The following is a 20,854-nucleotide window of genomic DNA, read 5'->3' as shown; positions in this document are numbered from 1 at the left end:
TGGAAAATCTCAAAATGTTTTGTTATGAATGACAACTACGGAATTGGTGGCACAGAAGTCAAACTGGACGCCAATGAAGCCATTGCGGAAATATCACATAACCGCACACTGTTTGCTGAAAAACTCACCCAGCAAGCACCTGTAAAGCCTGAAATCGTGGAAGGGCTTACTTCCGTGGAAGCCGTTTTTGAACACTTCAAGCCTAGTGTGAATGTCAGCTTCAATGATGCAGAAGGACGCCCCGTACCGGAAAAACTCCAGTTCCACCACCTCGGCGATTTCGGCGTAAAAGGCATCACTGAACAAAGCGCTTTCCTCAATGATCTGGCCACTGAGAAAGAGCAATACCTCAAAATCATGAAAAACCTGAAAACAAACAAAATCCTTAAATCAGCCCTCGCTGATCCGGATGCCAGACAGGCCATGCTGAACGCTATACGCAGTATGCTCAAAGACCTGAATACAAAATAGTTAACAGTTCCCCCTATCCCGGAACATAATATCATTTCTTATGGCAGAATTACAGAAAAACGAGGAACTGCAGAACCAGCAAAGCACTGGTCAACCTTCAGCACAAAAAGAAGCCAGCCTCTCTCAAAATGTGGAGGAACTGGCCAAATACGGCGGCTTCGACCTCCTCGAAGCAGCGATCGAAGGCGCGCAGAACCTCAACCCCGAGCGCAAAGCACGCCGTAATATCTTTCTCACGGAAGCCGGTAAAAAATCTGAAAGAGATAAACTCAAAAAAACACTCTCACTCTGGGAAAAAGTGCTCTCCGAAGCTACCGAACTTCCCGATATGGTGGAGTTCTGCAATAACCACGCTGCAGAATCAGAACAGGTGCTCAATAAAAACCTGGGCGAAGCCGTGGATACCACCCGCGAACTGGAACAGGCCTACCGCAACGTTGCACTGTTCTTCAAAAATACCGAGTCCGACAAAGTGAAAAACATATCTTTCATCAACGTTGAACTCGACCAGCTGAAAGACCTCGATAACACCCGCTTTATTGACGCAGTACAGGCTGAACTGGTGAATAACTACGACAGACTTGATCTGCGCAGCAACTACAGCCTCCTTGTAGTACCCGGCTATCTGGGTTCCAACAAGGTGCTGGAAAAATGGGCCAAAATAGCACACGAAAATAAGGTGATGCTGGTGACCGATTTCGCCCACCTCGATGCTCCGGATGACGTAATGGAGATGTTTGAACTGGCCAACCTCACCGGTGGCGAAATACACCGCTCTAATGTGATCATGTCCTGCAACTGGCTCGTAGGCCGTGGCAAATTTGATGAAGTAGGAGAGGAAGACCACCTCTATGTACCTCCTTCCGGCGCCCTCGCAGGTAAAATCTATAAAACACTCATGTCACAGGTAACCGCCGGTAAAAAATTCGGTGGCATGAATGAAGTAGATGGTGTACGCTTTGAACTGAAGAAAAGCGAAATCGCCAGCCTCGAAAAAATGGGCCTGGTACCCATGGTAAAAGAATACGGAAAAGTAATGGCCTTCAGCGCCAAAACATTGTTCAACGGCGATAACCTCGGCCTGCAGACTTATTCCGTAGTAAGAGTGTTCGACTTCGTTACCAAAGTATTGATGGACTTCCTGAACCGTCGTGCATTTGAAAACTTCAACGCCAACACCCGTAAAGACCTCATGAAACAGATTATTCGTTTCCTTGATGGTATCACCGGGCCGGACAAACTGATTGAAGATTTTAACATACGCCGGTTTGAACAGGACCCTGTTCAGAAAGACCGTATCCACCTGGATATTCATCTGAAGCCTTATTTCCCCGCCAAAAACTTCCTCATCAAAATGGAAGGACAAAAAGGAGATGATGCTGCAGACTGGGATACTACCTATGAGCAGGATAAATAACGGGAAACTTACTTCCTGAGACGCTATCACCTGTCATCGTTGAAAATGGTCCGGATCTATACCTTCACAGACCTGCAACGCTGACTGGTGATGGCATTAAGCAATTTTATTCCGGTTGTTTTTCAGGTAGATGAACAGCCTGAAAGCCAACTAACATCGTTTAAGTATAAGACAATGAAATCGGTGCGCAGTATTTTATTTTGTTTGTTAATTGCAGGAACAGCCCCGGCAACAATGGCACAGTCGGTAGGAAAAGTCGATACTGTACTGACCAAAAAGGGCGCCTCTACCCTTATCACCAGCGGATCGGCTATCACCACTTTCCAGATCGGCGATGGTAATAACCCTGACTATGATTACCGCATTGTAGATGGTAATATGGCGGTAATAAGGCCTAAATCGGCCTATCCAAAACCTACCAACCTGATCATCAGGGAAGGGGAGAATATTCATTACCTGATCCTCGCTTACCGCGAAAATGTGGACTTGTCCAAGCTGAAGTACATGTTGTCAAAGAAACCGAAAGAAACGGCAATCGCTGCTGGTCCGGAACTTCGTCGTGGTGACAAGGATTCCGGTAAACAGTCCACTGGCCTCAAACTTCCGGAAGAAGATGGCAGCGCGCCACTCATCAGCGTAGATACCGTCACTGTCAGCGTGATTGCGGAAGATTTCCGCAGAGACAGCAAAGTGAATCATCAGTATGAAGTGAAGGTGGAAGGTGTCAGCATTGGTTACGCCAAAGCCATGACCCTCAGCGATCTCAATTACTTCTGCTTTCATATCAAAAACAAAAACAAGGAGCCTTACGAATACGTAAAAGCGACGCTGCTGCACAAGGAAAAGAAAGATTCCTCCATGTTGCATACCATGCCGCTGCTGTATAAAAAAGGCCCTGGCACCATCGATGCACATGGAGAAGTACAGGAAGTATTTGTAGTACCCTCCAGAACGTTTAAAAAAGATGATGAGATCATTATCGTGCTGGAACCGGTGGAAAACAAACCACAACTGGTGTTGTACGTTCCCGCCAGCACACTGCCCAAGTACATGTTGACGAAATAACAAAACATGAAACGCTGCTATCTTACAGTGTTGCTCGTTTGTTGTCTGCTGTGCACAGGAATGGCGCAGCAGATAGATTTTTGTGGAGAAGTGGTACCCATGGAGAGGGATTTTGTGTCTTTCCGCCTGATGGACGTTATCAAAAGAAACCTCCGCTACCAGGGCTACCTGCCGGCATTACGTTCCAAGGCAGAAATGTTTTTTCCCGTCATAGAACCTATCCTGCAGCAGTATCAGGTGCCGCTGGATTTCAAATACCTGCCTATCGTGGAAAGTGGACTTACCAACGCCACCTCTCCGGTAGGCGCCCAGGGTGTATGGCAGATCATGCCAGGTACCGCCGCCGATCTGGGTTTGACAGTCAGTGCAGGCTATGATGAACGGAATCATCTGATCAAAGCCACCCATGCGGCTTGCAGGCTGATACGGATACTGCATGATCAGTTAAAATCATGGACCCTGGCTGCCGCCGCGTATAATGCAGGCGCCGGTAATATCTCCAAAAATATCCGCCGCCAGGGCAGCAGCGATTATTATCAACTGCTGCTGAACAACGAAACAGCACAGTATATCTACAAAATCATCGCTATTAAACAGCTATTCGAAAGTCCTGAGTTATACATGCCGGGCTTCGGATACAACGTGTTTGCCAAATCCGGCAGCACAGGTTCGGTATTTGCGAGACCGCAAACACCGCTATCCGGCGATGTCAAAGATTTTAATACCATCCGTATCAATGTGGGTGGGAAAGCGCTTCCCCGGAAAACAACAGCTGTTTATGCAGCCCGTTTGCAAAACAATACTGCCTTCAAAGATGGTGAGCTGGTTAGCATCCGCATGCTCGATAATATGCAGGCCAATGGCGTGTATGTTGGGCGTGATGCCAACCTGTCGGGCAAAGGATGGATTGTCAGCAACAGAGTGTACGTTGATCTGGGCTTTGGTAATGCCGTTGTATTATGCGCTGCCGATGGCAAAAAAGGAGTACCACTCGATCTATTAAAGACCGGTGGCGAAGTAAAGCTGCTGAGCGCAGAAGCTCACATCAGTACCTCATTGATGAATATACGAAACGGAAATGTGTTGGCAGACTTCTCTTCCAGCTGGAGTAATAACTCTTCTTTCAGATAATTCAGGTTAGCAGCAGGATAGCTGGCCACCGGCTGCACCAGTGTAAGCCGTATATCAATCGTTCTTACATAACCCGCATTGCCACCAGGTTGCAGGCTAACACCTTTTGCTACACTGGCACTCTTCATTTCCTTTCCGAAAATGGTGCGGCATAATGTCTTCATGTCTTCCGGTGTCACAATCCTGTTGTGCGAAAGCAGATGTGAACGATAGAGGTTTATTTTCTCGTCAATGTTTAAACGGTCTTTGCCTCCTTGTGTATTGGTGAGCAGGGTAATGCTGCCCGGTTTGGTTTGTATACTGCCATATTCCAGCAGTTTGCTGCCCATACGGATATTGTTGGCAACAGTGCCGTTGGTGGAATAAAACTCTATGAAGATGTAAGCCGCATTTTCTTTGGGCTTCACCATTACATAGGGGATGTTTCCTTTGTTGGAACCCGGTTGCAATTGTTCTTCCAATGAGGCGATGAGCTGATGCAGCTCCCGCATACGGTTGGTAACGTAGTCGTTTTTTACTTCTTCGAAGAGTGAGCTTTCATCCCGTACCACTTCCATCAGATAAGCGATCACTTCTTTGGCTTCGCGGGTATCAAAGCGGCCAATGCCGCTGCTGCGCACCACCAGTTCTCCTTCCTGCATCTGGCCTGCAGTAGAGAAGTTACGTACATAATAATCCGTTCCCTCCAGGTCATAAACCCTTTTGATATCGAAGAAGATATCGGGTGTCTGCAGGGGGATGATATTGAGGTAGCGGTTGAGCTTAAGTGATTGTTCGTTGTTTTTTTTGTTGATGACCGGAAAACAGTTGATACTGCAGTACAGATCTTCCAGCAGTGTATGGTGCAGGGCTTCGGGGAATTCTATCCGGATCCACTGCAGGTCTTTGGGTAGTTTGTCTGCTTCCTGGCCAAACAGGCGTATCAGGAATGCAGGCGTATTACCAGACGTATGTATACGCGTGTCTGTTATCGTCAGGAAATGTCTGCGAAACCGTTGCATTACATGCTGGCTGTAGCGGGCGTTGGTATCTACGGCTACTTCCACCATCCTTTCAATGTCTTCTTCTTCGGCGGGGCGGCTGTGATGGTAGCCTGCTTTTACCGGTACTTCTGTATCGTTAATAAAAAAGCGGGCCAGGGGCAGGTAATGGTAGAACATTTCCTGCTGATGAATATTACGAAGGTCAAAGAAAAAGGACATGCCTTCGTAGTTCATTTTGGCGTCTTCCAGGGATAGCCCTATCCAAAGATCGTTAGTGGCTGTATCGGGCTGATAATGGCCTTGCAGCACCTGTTCCTTGAACCAGTTGTCACGGGTCTCGTACAGCTTATTGCCGATGGCAAGGTATTGTACAAATCCTTTGAACAAACGGTGGGCGGTAACCGGGGAAAAAAAGAGGTCCTGGGTATTGTGTCCAGCTTTGGTATGGTAATAAAACTGATGATCAGCCTGAATGTCTGCCATTGCTTCGGTAGACATGGCGTGCAGGATGCCGAATGCAGGCTGGCTGCTGGTAATGGGTTCGGGCATCATAATCTGGGCCAGTCTCTCCACCAGGCGGGCGTGTGATACATCTACTTCGCCGGAGATCTTTTCCAGTTCGCTGGCACAGGCTTCAAGCAACAGCTGTACGATGGGGTCAAAAGAGGTTTCCACTTCCGCGTCGGGGTATCCCCACAGGCGTGCAGCGGTTTTCAGCATACGGTCTTTTATCCTTTCTTTTTTTTCTTTCATGTGATGCGGTTAAAAACAATTATCAATCATATGACAGTGGGCTGATATAAAAATAGCTGCTGTACTGGAAGGGGTTGTTGTTTTTGGCCAGGGTGCCGCTAACGGTTACCCGTATCTTTTTTTTCATTTTCCTGGAGGCTGTCAGCGCCAGTTCTTCCTGGTTGACGGCGGCCACCACCCTGATCTGTCCCAGCCTTTTTTCGTATCGCTGTACGGAAGATTTAACAGCGTTTTCTATCTGCTCCTTGACTTCATTGTTGGAGGCTTTGATGTCAAAATCGCTGTCCCACCACTGGCAACCATACTGGGGGTCGTCTTTATTTTCCCCCAGTACGGTAGTGATGAGCAGATGAATATGTTGTGCTACGGATTCTTCCAGGGTAACAGCCGGTACATCTTTTTTCTGCAACAGCTGGGAGAAGTCCATGGGTAGCTTATAATATTTCCCTTTCATGCAGGTAGTTTAAAAAATACCCAATACTTTTTTGCGGTCGTACATGATCCTGATTTCCTTCACGCATCCGTTCGCATCTTTGACCAGATTTACCTTTTCTATCTTGAATTTTTTCTTGCCGTATATACGTGAACAGAAGTGGGTGAAATTATCCGTGTCTTTATCGTTCAGTAATACGCGGGCAGACAGATTGTCGCACAGGAACTTGGAGAAGTCGCCGGCGCTTTTCTGCTTGGAAGTAACCTGTGTAAGCATGTACAGGAACTCATCATCAGAAACGGCGGGCACTCTTGGTTTTTCCGGCTCTTTGGGTTTCTCTTCTACTGGTGGCGGAGGAGGCGGGAAGCCAGGATCCGGGAGTTGTGTTTCCACTTGTTTGGCTCTGGCAGGAAATACAGTAATATTCTTCATCACCATATGAGCAGTATCACCATTTACAATAAGTGACAGGGTCCTTTCTCCGGGAGTGGAGAAAGTATAGGTGACAGAGGAACCGTTATGTGCAGAGGCGTTGTCTTGCAGCAGGCGCCAGGTCCAGGAGCGGGCGCCGGGTGTTTTGTTGGTGAAGGTAACGGGTCTGCCGGCGAATACTTCGCCTGGGCCGTCGATAACCGGGAAGATATCCGGGCCTGCGTTTATCGGTGTGGCGGCTGCGCCCATTACGATGATCACTTCCTTATTCCAGCTGCATTTACCGGAGCTAAGGGTGATCATGTAACTGCCTGGCTTACTAAAAGAGTGGTATACCTGGGCGCCGGTTTGCCGGGCAGAAGAATCACCAAATTCCCATGTGAAGCTGGTTCTTTTTTTACCACTGTTTTCAGCGTTAAAGGTGATGACTTCGCCTACCGTATAGGCTTTACCGGTGCTATGTTGTTTATTACTGAGTACAATGTCGGTAGTGGTGCAGTCTTCACGGCCGTCGAGCTGAAAGGCAAGCAGGATCACGCTGATCAGAAAAAGACCGAGAAAGGTCCACAGTACCATGGGGTCTACATGACTGGCAATTTTTCCAAAGGGTCTGAATGAATTTACTTTACGTTCATTTTCGGGTTTACGAGGGGCCATCGGTTTTTCTGGTTTTTGCAATTTTAATATTTTTTTTGGATAACTTGCCCTTGTTGACGGTGCAGAGTTTTTCTTTTTACAAAATTTAAGTCACATATAGTCACATATAAATGCAAAATGCTATTTTTGGGGCAAGTGTTAGCCCGAATAACCATAGGAATAGCTGAGATTAGATAGTTATGCTAACAGATTGAAGACCAAACCCGAAAGACCTGAATAAAAATATTAACCTCATGGTAAACAACGCCCAGAAGGCTGCGGTACTGGAAGACGTTATCACACATGTCACTAACTTCCCTTACGATGTAAGGGCGGAAGTGGTTGTGGGTGAGCTGCTGGACAACCAGGTACGGAGAGAGGAAGTGGTGGTGCATCTGCAGAATGTGTTTACCCGTTCATTCAATAAAGATATTCTTCATGTAAAACTGGATGACAGTCAGCCATATCAGCCCTATATTCTTTTATCATTATCACGGGATGGCCTATATGACAGATTGCCGGAAGGGCTTTTTCATGAATTTTCCGAACAGCATAAGATACGCGGTACTACGGATATGGTAGTCCGTTATAAACGGCAACAGCAGCAGGAGCAACAGGCAAGGCGTTTTTTTCAGCCGCTGGAAAATGAATTCTTTCTGCAGCGGGTATTTTTGGAACAGCGGGAGAAACACCTGTTGTTTGATGTATTTGGGAAGGATGCCGACCAGTTGTTTAGCCAGTTCTGGGACATTCCGGAAGGGTTACCCGGTGCTGCGGCCAACAGGTTGGTGAAACTGCTGCCCTATATGCACCGTATAGCCGGTAACTACCGTATGATAAAGCTCTGTCTTCAGCTGATACTGGAGCAGGTGGTGGATATCCGGGAGGATCATACGCCGCAGGCTGTACGAACAGAGGAGAGTGTGCCGCTGGGCGAGTGGTGCCTGGGGGTGGATAGTATGGCCGGAAACGTTTTTTATACGGATATGCCCCGGGTAACGGTAACGATAGGACCGCTGCAACGGCAACGTATATATGATTACCTGCCCTGGCAGCCATATGGACGCCTGCTGGAAACATGTTATGGGTACCTGTTTGCGGCAGATGTTGATATAGAAACCCTTCTGGTACCGGAGGCAGGGGAAAAGGAAGTAGTTCTGTCTGACCAGCATGTGGAAGAAGGTATTATGGGATATAATTTTTTCCTGTGAGCACTTTTTTGTACCGATGTGGAATTATTTTTGTTAACATTGTTAACGCGTAAAAAACGCTTTATGTTAAGAACCCTAAAAAAAGAAAAACCTGACATACCGGAAGAGCTATGAGATACACCGCAAAATTCTATTTAATGCTGGCCGGCGTTATGGCCATAGGATCTATCATAGTGGCTTTGCTCAGCAGATATATTAAAAATTTCAGTCTCTTTAAAAAGAAGGCACTGTGGTATTTAGTAATTATGACGCTGATATTTGCCGTGATTAGTTCCATCCCTTTCCTATTTACCCACAAAAACCTGATGAACCAATACCTGTTTTATGAAGTATGGTTTTTAGGGCTGGGGGTAGTACACTGTCACTTTATGTATACCCGTTTCTGGGCCAATGAAACCACCCTGGGATCTGAACTGGCTTTTATTGTGGCTATCTGGCTGTTTGGCGGTGTTGGATTTGTATTGGTCAACCGGTTGCTGGACAAAGATACTTTCCTGTTTTATCCCATGCTTACCAGCATGTTCTCCTTCGTATTGCCCACCTTTGTATATAAGACCTTTGAGAAAATGATGGCCATTCCGGTGAAAGTGCATAAGTGGTGGCAATATCCCATGTATAAGGAAGTGCCCGATGTGAATGAAGACGAAATGCGCGATCTGATCGTAATAGGGCTTGAAATGGAAAAAGGGCATGGTGATCGTAACCGGACCTATTTCAGGGCCCGTACGCCTATTAAAATGGACCTGGGCGACCTGTTTTATCATTTCATCAATGACTATAATGACCGTTACCCCAATACGCCCATTGATTTTGTGGATACTAACGGACAAGCCTATGGGTGGGTGTTCCATCTCAAACCCAGATGGTTCGGCGCTGCTAAAACACTGGACCCGGCAAAGGCAGTATTTATGAACGGGATCAAAGAAAACAGTGTGATCATCTGCAACAGAATTATGTTATCCTAAACGAATTATTATGGCGGAGCCATTAAAACATTTTCCCGTTAACTGGGTAGACGGGATGAAGATAAAGAAGCAGCATTTTATTGATACAGAAAATGCGTTGCTGGACCAGGTCAGAGATGCGCTTGCCTGCAGTATGAATGCATTGAACTATGGCCTGTTGCCTCCCAAAGCAGAAAATAAGGAATCCCTGCGTTGCTGGTTTGTGACTGACAACCAGCAGCAGTGGCGCGTGAAGCTGACAGAATGCCGTGCCGTGACACCAGGCGGCGCCCGCATCGAAATACCGGAACATACGGTGCATTCCCTGCGTTATGCTACCACTTTCCCGGAAGCTACCTATGCATGGGACCCCGAACATACAGAAAGCACTTATTATGTACTGATACAGGTAAATCCGTTTAACAGACAACCCAGCGGAGAGCCGCTACTGGATGAAGATCCGCCACGGCTGCCATATGCTACGCCGGAATACAGTCTTTATGTGCTTCCCGCTTCGCAGTTGCCACAAGGACAGCTGGGCAGCTATCAGGCGGTACTAGGCAAGATAACGGTGATGGACGGACGCCCGCAGATGGATGATGATTATATCCCTCCCTGCAGCATTGTCAGTGCGCATCCTGCCCTGGTAGACCTGTTTTACGAACTGGACCAGTTCCTCGGACAGATGGAGCTTTACGGCGTACACATCGTGCAGAAAATCTATGGGCGTAACCAGAACAATGACCTGGCACTGGTAGTATTGTATATCACTGAAAAAATGGTACAGTTTCTCAGTACCCGCATCACCCAGTTCAGATGGCTGGCGCTGAACCAGCCGCCCGCACAGATGCTGGAGATCATCGCAGGACTGGCACGCACCATGAAAAATGCAATCGATCTGCGCGCCGGCGCCGGTAAGGAAGAACTGCTGAACTATTTATCAGAGTGGTGTGAACTGCGTCAGGGAGAACTGGAAACACTCATGGTCAATTGTGCCAATATCCGTTATAAACATCTGGATGTGAGGGAGTGTCTGCAACCCATGATACCTTTTGTCCGGGCGGTAAACAAGCTGTTTGAAAGCCTGAGCAGACTGGATTACATCGGCCGCAAGCAGGACAGCAACATCTTCGTAAAAGAAGAGTCGGCAGAAGATTCAGAATACCTGCGCAAGCATAAAACCAAACGCTGGTTTTTTACAGACTGATTATTATGACTGCTGGCTTTCAGCAAACCGCTTCAGGTGTTTATAATAATTGGGTAGTTATTGGTTTCACTTAAAAGCAATGCTGAAGGTCAGCAGTTATCATCATATTTAATTTAAAACAGCTCACAGCTTAAAGCTCAGATTCGTATGCAAGTATTAAACAAGCAGGAGAGGACCGTTTCCTTTTTGTGGTTTCTGTTATTTTTTATTGTAACGGTGGCACTGTTTGTATTGGCCATCTTTTTCAACTACCAGGTACCGGCCAGGGAAAATGCCTCCCTGCGTAAGGAGCTAAGTACTTTCCGCGAGGAGCAGGCGTTTCAGGCTGAGTTTCTGCAGAAGCTGGATAAGGTGAAACATAACCTGGACTCTATCAATCTCCCTAATCAGAACGCTAACTACATGGACCAGGTAATTGCCGCCTCTCTGGCAGAAATGCGCAATTCCATCCCGAAAGATGTGGTAACACACTATGCCCTGTATGATAATGTCGTACAGGCGTGCCTGTCATTGCAACAAGCCAAACAACAACTGCGCGAGTTGCAGAATGCCCAGCAAAATATTGCTGGATTAAAAGAACAGGTCATGGACCTCACCGGCAAACTGGAAAGCAAAAGCAGGGATCTTGATAACTGCAGACAGATGTTACTGCTGAATAGCCGCGCCCACTAACTTAAACGCCTACTTTATAATTTATTGCATTTTATAATTTGTGTGCTAATTGGCTAAAAAGTGGTTAGGATTCTTTACAGTATTGAAAAATAGCCTTATATTTGAAGCTCATACTTTTTCCTTTTTAATAGGTATTTTTCTTTATTGTAACCTTAAAAATTAACCCGAACATGTCTTTCAAATCAGTCTTTACAGTAAATGGAGAGAACTACAATGTTCAACATGTCTCCTACGATCTCAACCAGGAAACTGATGCTACTGGACGTCCTTCTGCTATCACCCGCGGTGGTCGTATCAGAATGACAGTAGAATCTACTGGTAAAACAGATCTCTTTGAATGGATGGTAAACAATTTCGAAAGAAAAGACGGTACCATCACTTTCTACAAAAGAGATACGGATTCCAAATTAAAAACACTGGAATTCAGAGAAGGTTACCTGGTAAAGTTTGAAGAGTCTTTCGACTACGAAAACAAAAACCCTATGGTAATCACCTTTACCATTTCTGCCCGTGAAATTAGCATGGGCAACGCTAAACATGTTAATGAGTGGGTATAATTATAGCCGCTGATTAATATGAACGTTGATTCATATGATTTTGCTGATGCTTCTGATCACGGAGATATAAGCGGAACATTGATTCATATGATTTTGCAGATTCTTCTGATCATGTAGATATAAGCAAATTATTAAAAACAAAAGACCCATTGATGTCAATATCAATGGGTCTTTTGTTTTAGTTTTTATGCGCCGATGGTTTTAGATAGATGTTCTTAGTGTCTTCATCCACATTAAAAGTCATCTTCGAAAAAATCATCCCCAAAAAATCTTCACTTCAATTTTCTATCCCAATCTCCGCTCATCAGGATTATCATCATCATCACAAAAATCACAGTTATGTTTTGCGGAGTTTCACAGACTGCACAAAATGATGATGTCCTTTTTCCAGTATCAGACTGGCGCGGTATCTGGTGGGTGCGATGTTTTGCTCAAGGTTAGGTTTGTTGATATCTTCCCATATCTGGGTGGCCAGTTCCACGGTAGCAGTATCGGAGAGGTGTGCATAGCGGTGGAAGAAAGATTCCGGGTTTTGGAAAGCGGTAGCCCGCAGGGATTCGAAGCGGGAGATATACCATTTGCGGATATCTTTTTCGGCGGCATCTACATAGATGGAGAAATCAAAAAAATCAGATACGAAAACGGCCGGATCTTTTTGTTGTTGTTGCTGTGGTTTTACCTGCAATACGTTTACACCTTCTACAATCACGATATCGGGTTGTTCTATCCATTGCAGCTGGCCAGGCAGCACATCATATTCCAGGTGGGAATAGAGTGGGGCGGCTACTCTTTCCTTACCTGATTTTACATCTGCGAGGAAATGGATGAGCCTTTTGATATCATAACTTTCCGGAAAGCCTTTTCTATTCATCAGGCTATTGGCATCCAGTGTTTTGTTGGGATAAAGGAAACCGTCGGTGGTGACGAGGTCTACGCGCGGATGGTCGGGCCATGCCTGGAGCAGACGTTGTAACACGCGTGCGGTGGTGCTTTTGCCTACGGCTACGCTGCCGGCGATACCGATGATATAAGGTACTTTCATGGCCTGGCTGCCGAGGAAGTTGCTGGTGGCTTTATGCAGCTGTTGAGATGATTTCACGTACAGGTTGAGCAGATGTGCCAGGGGCAGATATATCTGCGTGATTTCTTCCTGTGTGAGTGGTTCGTTCATACCATGCAGCTGTTCCAGGTCGTAATAATCCTGCAGCTGCAACAGTGCGCCGCTGCTGGTTTCTGCCCATTCTTTACGGGAGAAGGTGATATAGGGAGTATATCGTTCTCTTTTAAGGGACGTGGTCATTTTACAGATTTAGAAATTGAGGGGTTCAGGGATTTATGGATTTTGAGGTTGGGGATTTATTGGTATTTCCAAGCTCCCCAATCCCAAAATCCATAAATTCCTAAATCCTATTGTTGTATATAAACAGTTTTGACATTTAGAAATTCGTGTGTGCCTTCCAGTGATAGTTCTCTGCCGTATCCGGATTGTTTTACGCCACCAAAGGGCAGACGGGCATCGGAGCGTACCATGGCATTGATAAAGACGTTGCCGCTTTCGATCCGTGTGGCGAGGTGGGCGGCTTTGTCGAGGTCGCTGGTCCAGAGGGCGGAACCTAAACCGAAGTCGGTTTCGTTGGCTAATGCGATGGCTTCGTCTTCGTTGGCAGCTTCTATAATAACGGCCAGCGGGCCAAAAGTTTCTTCCTTAAAAGCAGTCATATCGTTGGTGACCCCGGTGAGCAGGGTGGGCGCGAAGTTACATCCTTCATAGGTACCGCCCAACTCCAGTCTGGCTCCCTGGCTGATAGATTCCTGGAGCTGCCTGTCAAGGTCTTCTGCCAGGTCAGTACGAGCCATCGGGCCCATGGAGGTGGTATCCTGCATGGGGTCTCCCTGTTGCATGTTTTCCAGCAGGCGGCGTACTTCCGCGGTGAAGGCGGGTACTATTTCTTTTTCCACGATCCAGCGTTTGGCTGCGATACAGGACTGGCCGGCATTCTGCATACGGCCTTGTACGGCGGTTTTGGCAGCGGCTTCCAGGTCAGCATCCTTTAATACGATAAAAGGATCGCTGCCACCCAGTTCCAATACTGTTTTCTTCAGGTATTTGCCTGCCAGTGCGGCCACACTTTTACCCGCGGGCGTGCTGCCGGTAAGGGTTACCCCCTGGATACGCGGATCAGCCACAATCGGTTCCAGGTCTTTGGAAGACACCAGTAAGGACTGGAAAGTACCTTCCGGAAATCCGGATTCCATAAAAACCTGTTCAATGGCCAGTGAACAACCGCTTACATTGCTCGCATGTTTCAGCAGGCCGGTATTGCCGGCGAGAATGTTGGGAATCGCAAAGCGGAATACCTGCCAGTAGGGGAAGTTCCATGGCATGATAGCCAGAATGATACCTTTAGGCTCATAGCTGACATAACTTTTATAAGCATCCGACTGTATAGGCCGGGGCTCCAGCATTTCAGCGATATGTTCTGCGAAATATTCTGCGGAGGAGGCGCATTTCAGCACTTCTGCCTTCGCTTCCTTCAGGGTTTTTCCCATCTCCTGCGTGATGAGGGTGGCGTGGGCCGTCGCATTTTTTCTGAGGGAAGAAGCTACCTGCATCATCCACTGACGGCGCTGCTCCAGCGGCGTCTCCAGCAACTGACGATAGGCTCTTTCTCCTCTTTGTAATTTCTGTTCTATTTCCGCCTGGGTATGTGGTGTATACTCAGCAATGGTTTCCTGTGTGAAAGGATTGATACTTGTAAACATAGCAGTAACCTTTTAGCCCTGTAAGCAGTAAAATAATCACAAATTTAGCCATTTCATGTCAAACGCTCTCGCCCGTCCATCATAAGGAAATCGGTAATGCCAGGTTCCTTTATGTATCTTTGCCACTCCAAAAGAATCGGTTATATGGCTTTAAGCAGATGGAATATTATGGTTATGGCCCTGTGCACAGGGCTCATCGTTGCGAATATTTATTACAGCCAGCCTTTGCTGGTATTGATGAGTGAAGAATTCGGTGTCTCCGAAAGTAATGCCGGACAGGTAACTTTTTTTACACAGGTAGGTTATGCGCTGGGACTGCTGTTTTGTGTGCCACTGGGCGACAAGCTGGAGCGTAAGGGACAGATCATTGTCATGACATTTACTGCCGTGCTGGCTTTGACAGCTGCAGGTTTCTCCCAGAACATTACCATGCTTAAAATCACCGGATTACTGATTGGTTTTACCTCAGTGGTACCGCAATTGATTTTGCCGTTGGCTGCCAATCTTTCGGACGCTGCCAACAGAGGCAAGGTAATAGGTACCATTATGAGTGGTTTGCTGGTAGGGATTCTGCTCTCCAGAACACTCAGCGGTATAGTGGGTCATCATCTGGGCTGGAGAGCGATGTTCTGGATTGCAGCAGGTATCAGTTTGTTGCTGGTAGTGATTATGTTGTTCTCTTTCCCTAAAAGCCAGCCTAAGTTCGGCGGTAGTTATGGTGATCTGATGAAATCGCTGGGAACGCTGATCCGTGAGCAGCCCATGCTGCGGGAAGCGTCTGCTATCAACGCCTGTTGTTTTGCGATGTTTGGTATGTTCTGGACTACGGTGGTATTCCTGCTTTCAGACAAACCTTTCGGATATACCAGTGAGCAGATCGGGCTGATGGGGCTGGCAGCTGCTGCCGGAGCATTGGGCGCCCCGCTGGTAGGCCGCATTGCTGATAAGAAGAATCCCCGGATCGCAATTGGCTACGGGATCATCTTTCTCCTGGCCGGTTATGGGATGTTTTATTTCTTCCAGGCAAACATCATCGGAATCATCATTGGCATCATTGCGATAGATCTTGGATTGCAGGGGATACATGTATCCAATCAGACCCGTATTTATGCATTGCAGCCGGAAGCCCGCAACCGCCTCAATACCGTATTTATGACGGCTAGTTTTATCGGAACTTCACTGGGTTCGGGAATTGGCCTGTGGGTGTGGTCTGTAGGGAAATGGAACGGAGTATGTGTGGCGGGTACTACGCTGATTCTGATAGCGCTGGTCATCTACCTGGCGACTTACAAAAAGAAATAAATAAAACGGGAGTAGTGATCACTACTCCCGTTTTATTTATTAAAATCGTTGTGAATACTATTCTACTCTGGTAATCTTGAGCATGTTGGTAGGCAGATGCAGTTTTACAGGCGTGCTACCGGTGTTTACGCATACATCTCCAACTTTGATAAAGCCTCTTTCTTTCAGAATATTGATCTGATCGAAAACGATGTCATCAAGGCTTTCTTCTTCTTCGTAGTAGAAGGCGCGTACACCCCAGCTGAGGCTCAGCTGGTTTACCAGTGTTCTTTCTTTGGTAAATACGTAGAGCGGAGAACGAGGACGGTAGCTGCTCAGCATAAAGCCGGTGTAACCGCTTTGGGTCATACCGATGAGGGCGTCAGCGTCCAGGTCTTCAGCGATTTTACAAGCGTTGTAGCAGAGTGCGTCGCTGAGGAAGGTAGGAGAGTGGCGATGCGGGATCAGGTTACGGTTGTAGATGATCGCTTCTTTTTCCACTTCCTGAATGATTTTATTCATGGTCTGGATCACCAGTTCAGGGAATTGTCCGGTAGCTGTTTCACCGCTGAGCATTACCGCGTCGGAGCCTTCCAGTACGGCGTTGGCCACGTCGGTGATTTCGCTACGGTTAGGACGGGTGCGGTCCATCATACTTTCCATCATCTGTGTAGCCACGATAACGGGTTTCGCACGGTGGATACATTTGCGGATGATATCTTTCTGGATCATCGGGATCTGTTCTACCGGCAGTTCCACACCGAGGTCACCACGGGCGATCATAACGCCATCACTTTCCCAGATGATTTCTTTCAGGTTCTGGATGGCTTCCGGTTTTTCGATCTTGGAGATCACTTTTATTTTAGAGTTCCGTGCTTCCAGGCGTTTGCGCAGGTCGCTCAGGTCTTTTACGCTTCTAACGAAAGACAGGGCTACCCAGTCCAGTTCCTGGTCGATAATGAACTCGAGGTCCACAATATCCTTTTCTGTCAGGGCAGGCAGGGATACTTTGGTATCGGGCAGGTTAAAGCCTTTTTTGGAAGACAGTACGCCTGGCAGTGATACTTCGGCTTTGATTTCGCCGGAAGCCGTGATTTCTTTTACTACGGTTTCGATTTTACCATCGTCCAGCAGAATTTTCTGTCCTGGTTTGAGATCTTTATACAGATCGGGGTAGGAAACGTAGATTTTTTCTTTGGTACCAACTACTTTTTCGTTGATAAAGGTGAGGATATCACCTTTTACCAGCGGGAGGGCGTTATTTTCAATTTCGCCAACACGGAGTTTGGGTCCTTGCAGATCTCCGAGGATGGCTACGTTGTAAGGTTCGGTTTTGTTGATCTGACGGATGTATTCGATGATCCGCAGTTTATCCTCGTGCGAGCCGTGAGAGAAGTTGAGGCGGAACACGTTCACGCCCGCTTTCACTAATGCCAGCAATTGTTCATAGGTATCACTGGCAGGGCCTACAGTGGCAACGATTTTTGTTTTGCGGGAAGAGTGTGCTCTACCGGCAGCATTGTCCATCTGCTTGTGATAGTATTTCGAAAGATCCTTTGTACTCATAAGTCTTATTTTTTAACTCGCAAGAATTTTAACAATCTTAAACCATTCGGGGTCAATTTCCTGTTTGGCTTTAACAGCCTTGTCCAGGGGGGTATAATGGATCTTGTCGTTTACGATCCCGATCATGACATTGTGAATGCCTTCGAGGAGGGCGTCTACAGCGGCATAGCCCATACGGCTGGCCAGGATACGGTCTGTACAGGTGGGGGATCCACCTCTTTGGATATGTCCGAGGATACATACTCTGGTATCCAGTTGCGGACAGGTTTCTTTAATGCGGCGTGCTACTTCATTGGCGCCTCCGGTGTCGTCACCTTCGGCTACTACGATCAGATTTACCAGTTTTTTGCGGCGTTCGTTGGCCTGCAGTTCTTCAATAATGTCGTTTAATTCGGTTTTACGCTCGGGCATCATAATATGCTCGGCACCGGTGGCAATACCACTGTGTAAAGCGATGTAACCGGCATCACGGCCCATTACCTCGATTACAAACAGCCGGTCATGCGCATCTGCAGTATCCCTGATTTTGTCAATGGCTTCGATTGCAGTGTTCACTGCGGTGTCAAAGCCAATCGTGAAATCAGTACCTGCAATGTCCTTATCAATAGTACCAGGCAAGCCTATACAGGGAATGTCAAATTCCTGGCTGAATTTCTGCGCACCATTAAACGAACCATCTCCCCCTATCACTATCAATCCGTCAATGTTGTGCTTTTTCAGATTCTCATAAGCCTTTTTTCGCCCTTCATATTCATAGAACTCTTTGCACCGGGCGGTCTTTAAGATGGTGCCCCCTCGTTGAATGATGTTGGCAACTGATTTGGATTCCATCGGGAAGATTTCATTCTTCAGAATTCCCCTATATCCATACATGACGCCGAACACATTCAGCTGATGATAAATGCCCGTTCTTACAACGGCGCGAACAGCTGCGTTCATGCCCGGAGCATCTCCGCCTGATGTAAGGACTGCAATGTTGTTCAATTTTTTCATATAAATTGCTAAAAAAATATCTTAAAGGCGCACAAAAATAACATTTTGCAATTGTTTTCTAACAGTTATCTGATGAATTAACCTAAATATTTAATTTTAATCAAACAAAGTAGCGAATTTTTTTAAAAAATATAGGCATGTTGAAAAAGACTAATAAGAGTTGGTTGATCTTAAGCATGAGTTTAATGACTATGGAAGGAATAGCACAACAAATGAAGCTGCAATATCCCATTGCAAAAAAAATAGACACAGTAGACGATTATCACGGTACCCGGATCCCAGACCCTTATCGCTGGCTCGAAGATGATCATAGCGCTGAAACAAAAGCCTGGGTAGATGCGGAAAACAAAGTGACTCAGGATTATCTCTCTACCATCCCTTTCCGTGCAGATATTAAAAAGAGACTGGAAGAACTGTGGAACTATCCCAAGACCGGTGCTCCGGTAAAACACGGTAATTATTATTACTTCTTTAAAAATGATGGCCTGCAGAATCAGGCTGCTCTTTACCGCTCTGCTACACCTGGTGGTACTCCGGAAGTATTTATCGATCCTAACAAATTATCTGCCGCAGGTACTACCGCCCTGGGCAACCTCTCCTTCTCCAAAGACGGGAAATATGCAGCCTACCTGATCGCCAAAGCGGGCTCCGACTGGCAGGAAGGTTATGTAATGGACGTCGCCACCCGCCAACTGCTGTCCGATAAACTGGAATGGATCAAGTTCAGCGGACTTTCCTGGAGAGGTAATGGCTTCTACTACAGCCGCTATGACAAACCGGATGAACAAGGCAAACTCTCTAAAAAGAATGAGTTCCAGAAAGTATACTATCATAAAATAGGTACTACACAAGACCAGGATGAACTGATATACGTGGATAAAGATCATCCGCTTCGTTCTGCCGGCGTGAGCGTAACCGAAGATGAACGTTTCCTTATTCTCTCCACTTCAGAAGGTACTTCCGGCAAAGAGCTGTGGTATCGTGATCTGCAGAACCCTGCACAGACTTCCTTTTCCCTGCTGGTAAAAGGATTTGAGCACGAACCTTCTGTAATTGACAACGATGGCGGAAGTCTGCTGGTGAGCACCAATCATCACGCACCCAACTATAAAATAGTACTGATTGATCCGGCTCATCCGGCGGAAGAAAACTGGAAAACAATTGTACCTGAAAAGAAAGAGGCATTGCAAAACGTGGGTAATGCCGGTGGAAAATTATTTGTGTCTTATCTGAAGGACGCCTCCACCCGCGTATTTCAATACGACTACAAAGGCAAGCTGGAACAGGATATCAAGCTGCCTGGCATAGGCTCTGCCACTGGTTTTGATGGGAAGAAGGAAGATCAGGAACTGTTTTATACCTATACTTCCTACGTAACACCTACCACAATATATAAGTATGATATCAAACAGGGAAAATCCACGCTGTATAGCAAAGCAGAGGTGAAATTTAACCCGGATGATTATGAAACAAAACAGGTGTTTTTCACCAGTAAAGATGGTACCAAAGTGCCGATGTTCCTGTCTTCCAAAAAGGGCCTGAAAAACAACGGTAACAATCCTGTGCTGATCTATGGTTATGGTGGTTTTAATATTCCGCAGACACCTGGCTTCAGTGTATCTAATCTGTATTTTATGGAGCAGGGTGGTACCTACGCGGTAGTAGCGCTTCGCGGAGGCAGTGAATATGGAGAAGCCTGGCACCAGGCCGGTATGAAAGAGAAGAAACAAAATGTATTTGATGACTTCATCGGTGCTGCTGAATACCTGGTAAAAACCAAGTACACCAATCCTTCCAAAATAGCGATCCGCGGCGGTTCCAACGGAGGCCTGCTGGTAGGTGCCTGTATGACACAGCGTCCGGACCTCTTTAAAGTAGCTTTGCCTGCGGTAGGGGTGATGGATATGCTGCGTTTCCAGAAGTTCACCATTGGCTGGGCATGGGCTACGGAATATGGTAGCAGTGATCATGCAGCAGATTTTAAATATCTGATCAAATATTCTCCACTGCATAATCTGAAGGCTGGTGTTTCTTATCCGGCAACGATGGTGACCACTGCAGATCATGATGACCGTGTAGTGCCGGCACACTCCTTTAAGTTTGCGGCCACACTGCAGGCCAGTCATGCCGGCCCCAATCCTGTACTGATCCGCGTGGAAACGCAGGCTGGGCATGGGGCAGGTAAACCTACCTCCAAACTGATTGATGAGGCTACGGATATCTGGGCCTTCACCATGTATAACTTAGGGATGAAGAAATAAGATCATCCTTTTCGCTGATCAGGGGTTGATGGAAAGTACAGGACAATAATGCCGCGCTTTCTGTCAGCCCCTGATTAT

At 46.7% G+C, this 20,854-nt stretch carries 18 protein-coding genes; 11 read left to right on the top strand and 7 right to left on the bottom strand.

The window, feature by feature from the left end:
* The first annotated feature begins 24 nt into the window (after positions 1-24).
* The 4 genes from DF182_RS05845 (at position 25) to DF182_RS05830 (ending at position 4,084) form a co-directional block, all read left to right on the top strand.
* Complete coding sequence (locus tag DF182_RS05845) at positions 25-471, top strand: hypothetical protein (RefSeq protein ID WP_113614722.1); 447 nt, start codon at positions 25-27, stop codon at positions 469-471.
* Positions 472-511: 40 nt separating this feature from the next.
* Positions 512-1,888 carry a DUF5458 family protein gene (locus DF182_RS05840; protein WP_113614721.1) on the top strand — a complete coding sequence of 459 codons (1,377 nt, stop codon included), beginning with the start codon at positions 512-514 and terminating at the stop codon, positions 1,886-1,888.
* Positions 1,889-2,122: 234 nt separating this feature from the next.
* Positions 2,123-2,953: a hypothetical protein gene (locus DF182_RS05835; protein ID WP_113614720.1), complete on the top strand. Its 831-nt coding sequence runs from the start codon at positions 2,123-2,125 to the stop codon at positions 2,951-2,953.
* A gap of 6 nt (positions 2,954-2,959) precedes the next feature.
* On the top strand, positions 2,960-4,084 hold the full coding sequence (locus DF182_RS05830) for a lytic transglycosylase domain-containing protein (RefSeq protein ID WP_113614719.1): 1,125 nt from the start codon (positions 2,960-2,962) through the stop codon (positions 4,082-4,084).
* On the opposite strand, the gene DF182_RS05825 is transcribed toward DF182_RS05830, so the two are convergent.
* From DF182_RS05825 to DF182_RS05815, 3 genes are read right to left on the bottom strand one after another with little or no spacing between them, the layout of a single operon-like run.
* A complete protein-coding gene (locus DF182_RS05825; protein ID WP_113614718.1) occupies positions 3,994-5,820 on the bottom strand; it encodes a type VI secretion system baseplate subunit TssF in 1,827 nt (608 codons plus the stop codon). The two genes, DF182_RS05830 and DF182_RS05825, sit on opposite strands and share 91 nt — an antisense overlap.
* 22 nt (positions 5,821-5,842) lie before the next feature.
* Positions 5,843-6,274 carry a GPW/gp25 family protein gene (locus DF182_RS05820; RefSeq protein ID WP_113614717.1) on the bottom strand — a complete coding sequence of 144 codons (432 nt, stop codon included), beginning with the start codon at positions 6,272-6,274 and terminating at the stop codon, positions 5,843-5,845.
* A gap of 9 nt (positions 6,275-6,283) precedes the next feature.
* Entirely contained in the window at positions 6,284-7,363 is a 1,080-nt protein-coding gene (locus DF182_RS05815) for a PKD domain-containing protein (protein ID WP_113614716.1), read from the bottom strand.
* A 212-nt stretch (positions 7,364-7,575) separates the two neighbouring features.
* Between DF182_RS05815 and DF182_RS05810 the strand changes: the two genes are divergently transcribed.
* From DF182_RS05810 to tssD, 5 genes are all read left to right on the top strand, one after another.
* Positions 7,576-8,532 carry a hypothetical protein gene (locus tag DF182_RS05810; RefSeq protein WP_113614715.1) on the top strand — a complete coding sequence of 319 codons (957 nt, stop codon included), beginning with the start codon at positions 7,576-7,578 and terminating at the stop codon, positions 8,530-8,532.
* Between the two features lie 110 nt (positions 8,533-8,642).
* Positions 8,643-9,497 carry a TssN family type VI secretion system protein gene (locus DF182_RS05805; RefSeq protein WP_113614714.1) on the top strand — a complete coding sequence of 285 codons (855 nt, stop codon included), beginning with the start codon at positions 8,643-8,645 and terminating at the stop codon, positions 9,495-9,497.
* A gap of 10 nt (positions 9,498-9,507) precedes the next feature.
* The gene (locus DF182_RS05800) at positions 9,508-10,683 is read left to right on the top strand and encodes a hypothetical protein (RefSeq protein ID WP_113614713.1); all 1,176 of its coding nucleotides are present in this window, start codon (positions 9,508-9,510) and stop codon (positions 10,681-10,683) included.
* A 147-nt stretch (positions 10,684-10,830) separates the two neighbouring features.
* Complete coding sequence (gene tssO / locus DF182_RS05795) at positions 10,831-11,355, top strand: type VI secretion system TssO (RefSeq protein WP_113614712.1); 525 nt, start codon at positions 10,831-10,833, stop codon at positions 11,353-11,355.
* A 170-nt stretch (positions 11,356-11,525) separates the two neighbouring features.
* Positions 11,526-11,912, top strand: a complete 387-nt coding sequence (tssD, locus tag DF182_RS05790) for a type VI secretion system tube protein TssD (RefSeq protein ID WP_113614711.1) — start codon at positions 11,526-11,528, stop codon at positions 11,910-11,912.
* Positions 11,913-12,249: 337 nt separating this feature from the next.
* On the opposite strand, the gene coaA is transcribed toward tssD, so the two are convergent.
* Positions 12,250-13,212 (bottom strand): type I pantothenate kinase, encoded by a 963-nt coding sequence (gene coaA / locus DF182_RS05785; RefSeq protein WP_113614710.1) that lies wholly within the window; start codon positions 13,210-13,212, stop codon positions 12,250-12,252.
* A gap of 107 nt (positions 13,213-13,319) precedes the next feature.
* Complete coding sequence (locus DF182_RS05780) at positions 13,320-14,675, bottom strand: NAD-dependent succinate-semialdehyde dehydrogenase (protein ID WP_113614709.1); 1,356 nt, start codon at positions 14,673-14,675, stop codon at positions 13,320-13,322.
* Positions 14,676-14,819: 144 nt separating this feature from the next.
* On the opposite strand from DF182_RS05780, the gene DF182_RS05775 reads away from it, so the two are divergent.
* Positions 14,820-15,977, top strand: coding sequence for an MFS transporter (locus tag DF182_RS05775; protein ID WP_113614708.1), 1,158 nt, complete (start codon positions 14,820-14,822; stop codon positions 15,975-15,977).
* Between the two features lie 57 nt (positions 15,978-16,034).
* Here the strand turns inward: DF182_RS05775 and pyk are convergent, their stop codons facing one another.
* Both pyk and pfkA read right to left on the bottom strand, forming a co-directional pair.
* Entirely contained in the window at positions 16,035-17,522 is a 1,488-nt protein-coding gene (gene pyk, locus DF182_RS05770) for a pyruvate kinase (RefSeq protein ID WP_113614707.1), read from the bottom strand.
* Positions 17,523-17,534: 12 nt separating this feature from the next.
* Positions 17,535-18,515, bottom strand: a complete 981-nt coding sequence (gene pfkA, locus DF182_RS05765) for a 6-phosphofructokinase (RefSeq protein ID WP_113614706.1) — start codon at positions 18,513-18,515, stop codon at positions 17,535-17,537.
* Between the two features lie 176 nt (positions 18,516-18,691).
* Between pfkA and DF182_RS05760 the strand changes: the two genes are divergently transcribed.
* Positions 18,692-20,776, top strand: coding sequence for a prolyl oligopeptidase family serine peptidase (locus DF182_RS05760; RefSeq protein WP_211327059.1), 2,085 nt, complete (start codon positions 18,692-18,694; stop codon positions 20,774-20,776).
* The last annotated feature ends 78 nt before the right edge of the window (positions 20,777-20,854 follow it).

Source organism: Chitinophaga flava, assembly GCF_003308995.1.
GTDB classification, from domain to species: Bacteria; Bacteroidota; Bacteroidia; order Chitinophagales; family Chitinophagaceae; genus Chitinophaga; species Chitinophaga flava.
Note: the sequence above shows the minus strand (reverse complement) of the source record. Positions and strands in the feature narration are given on the sequence as shown.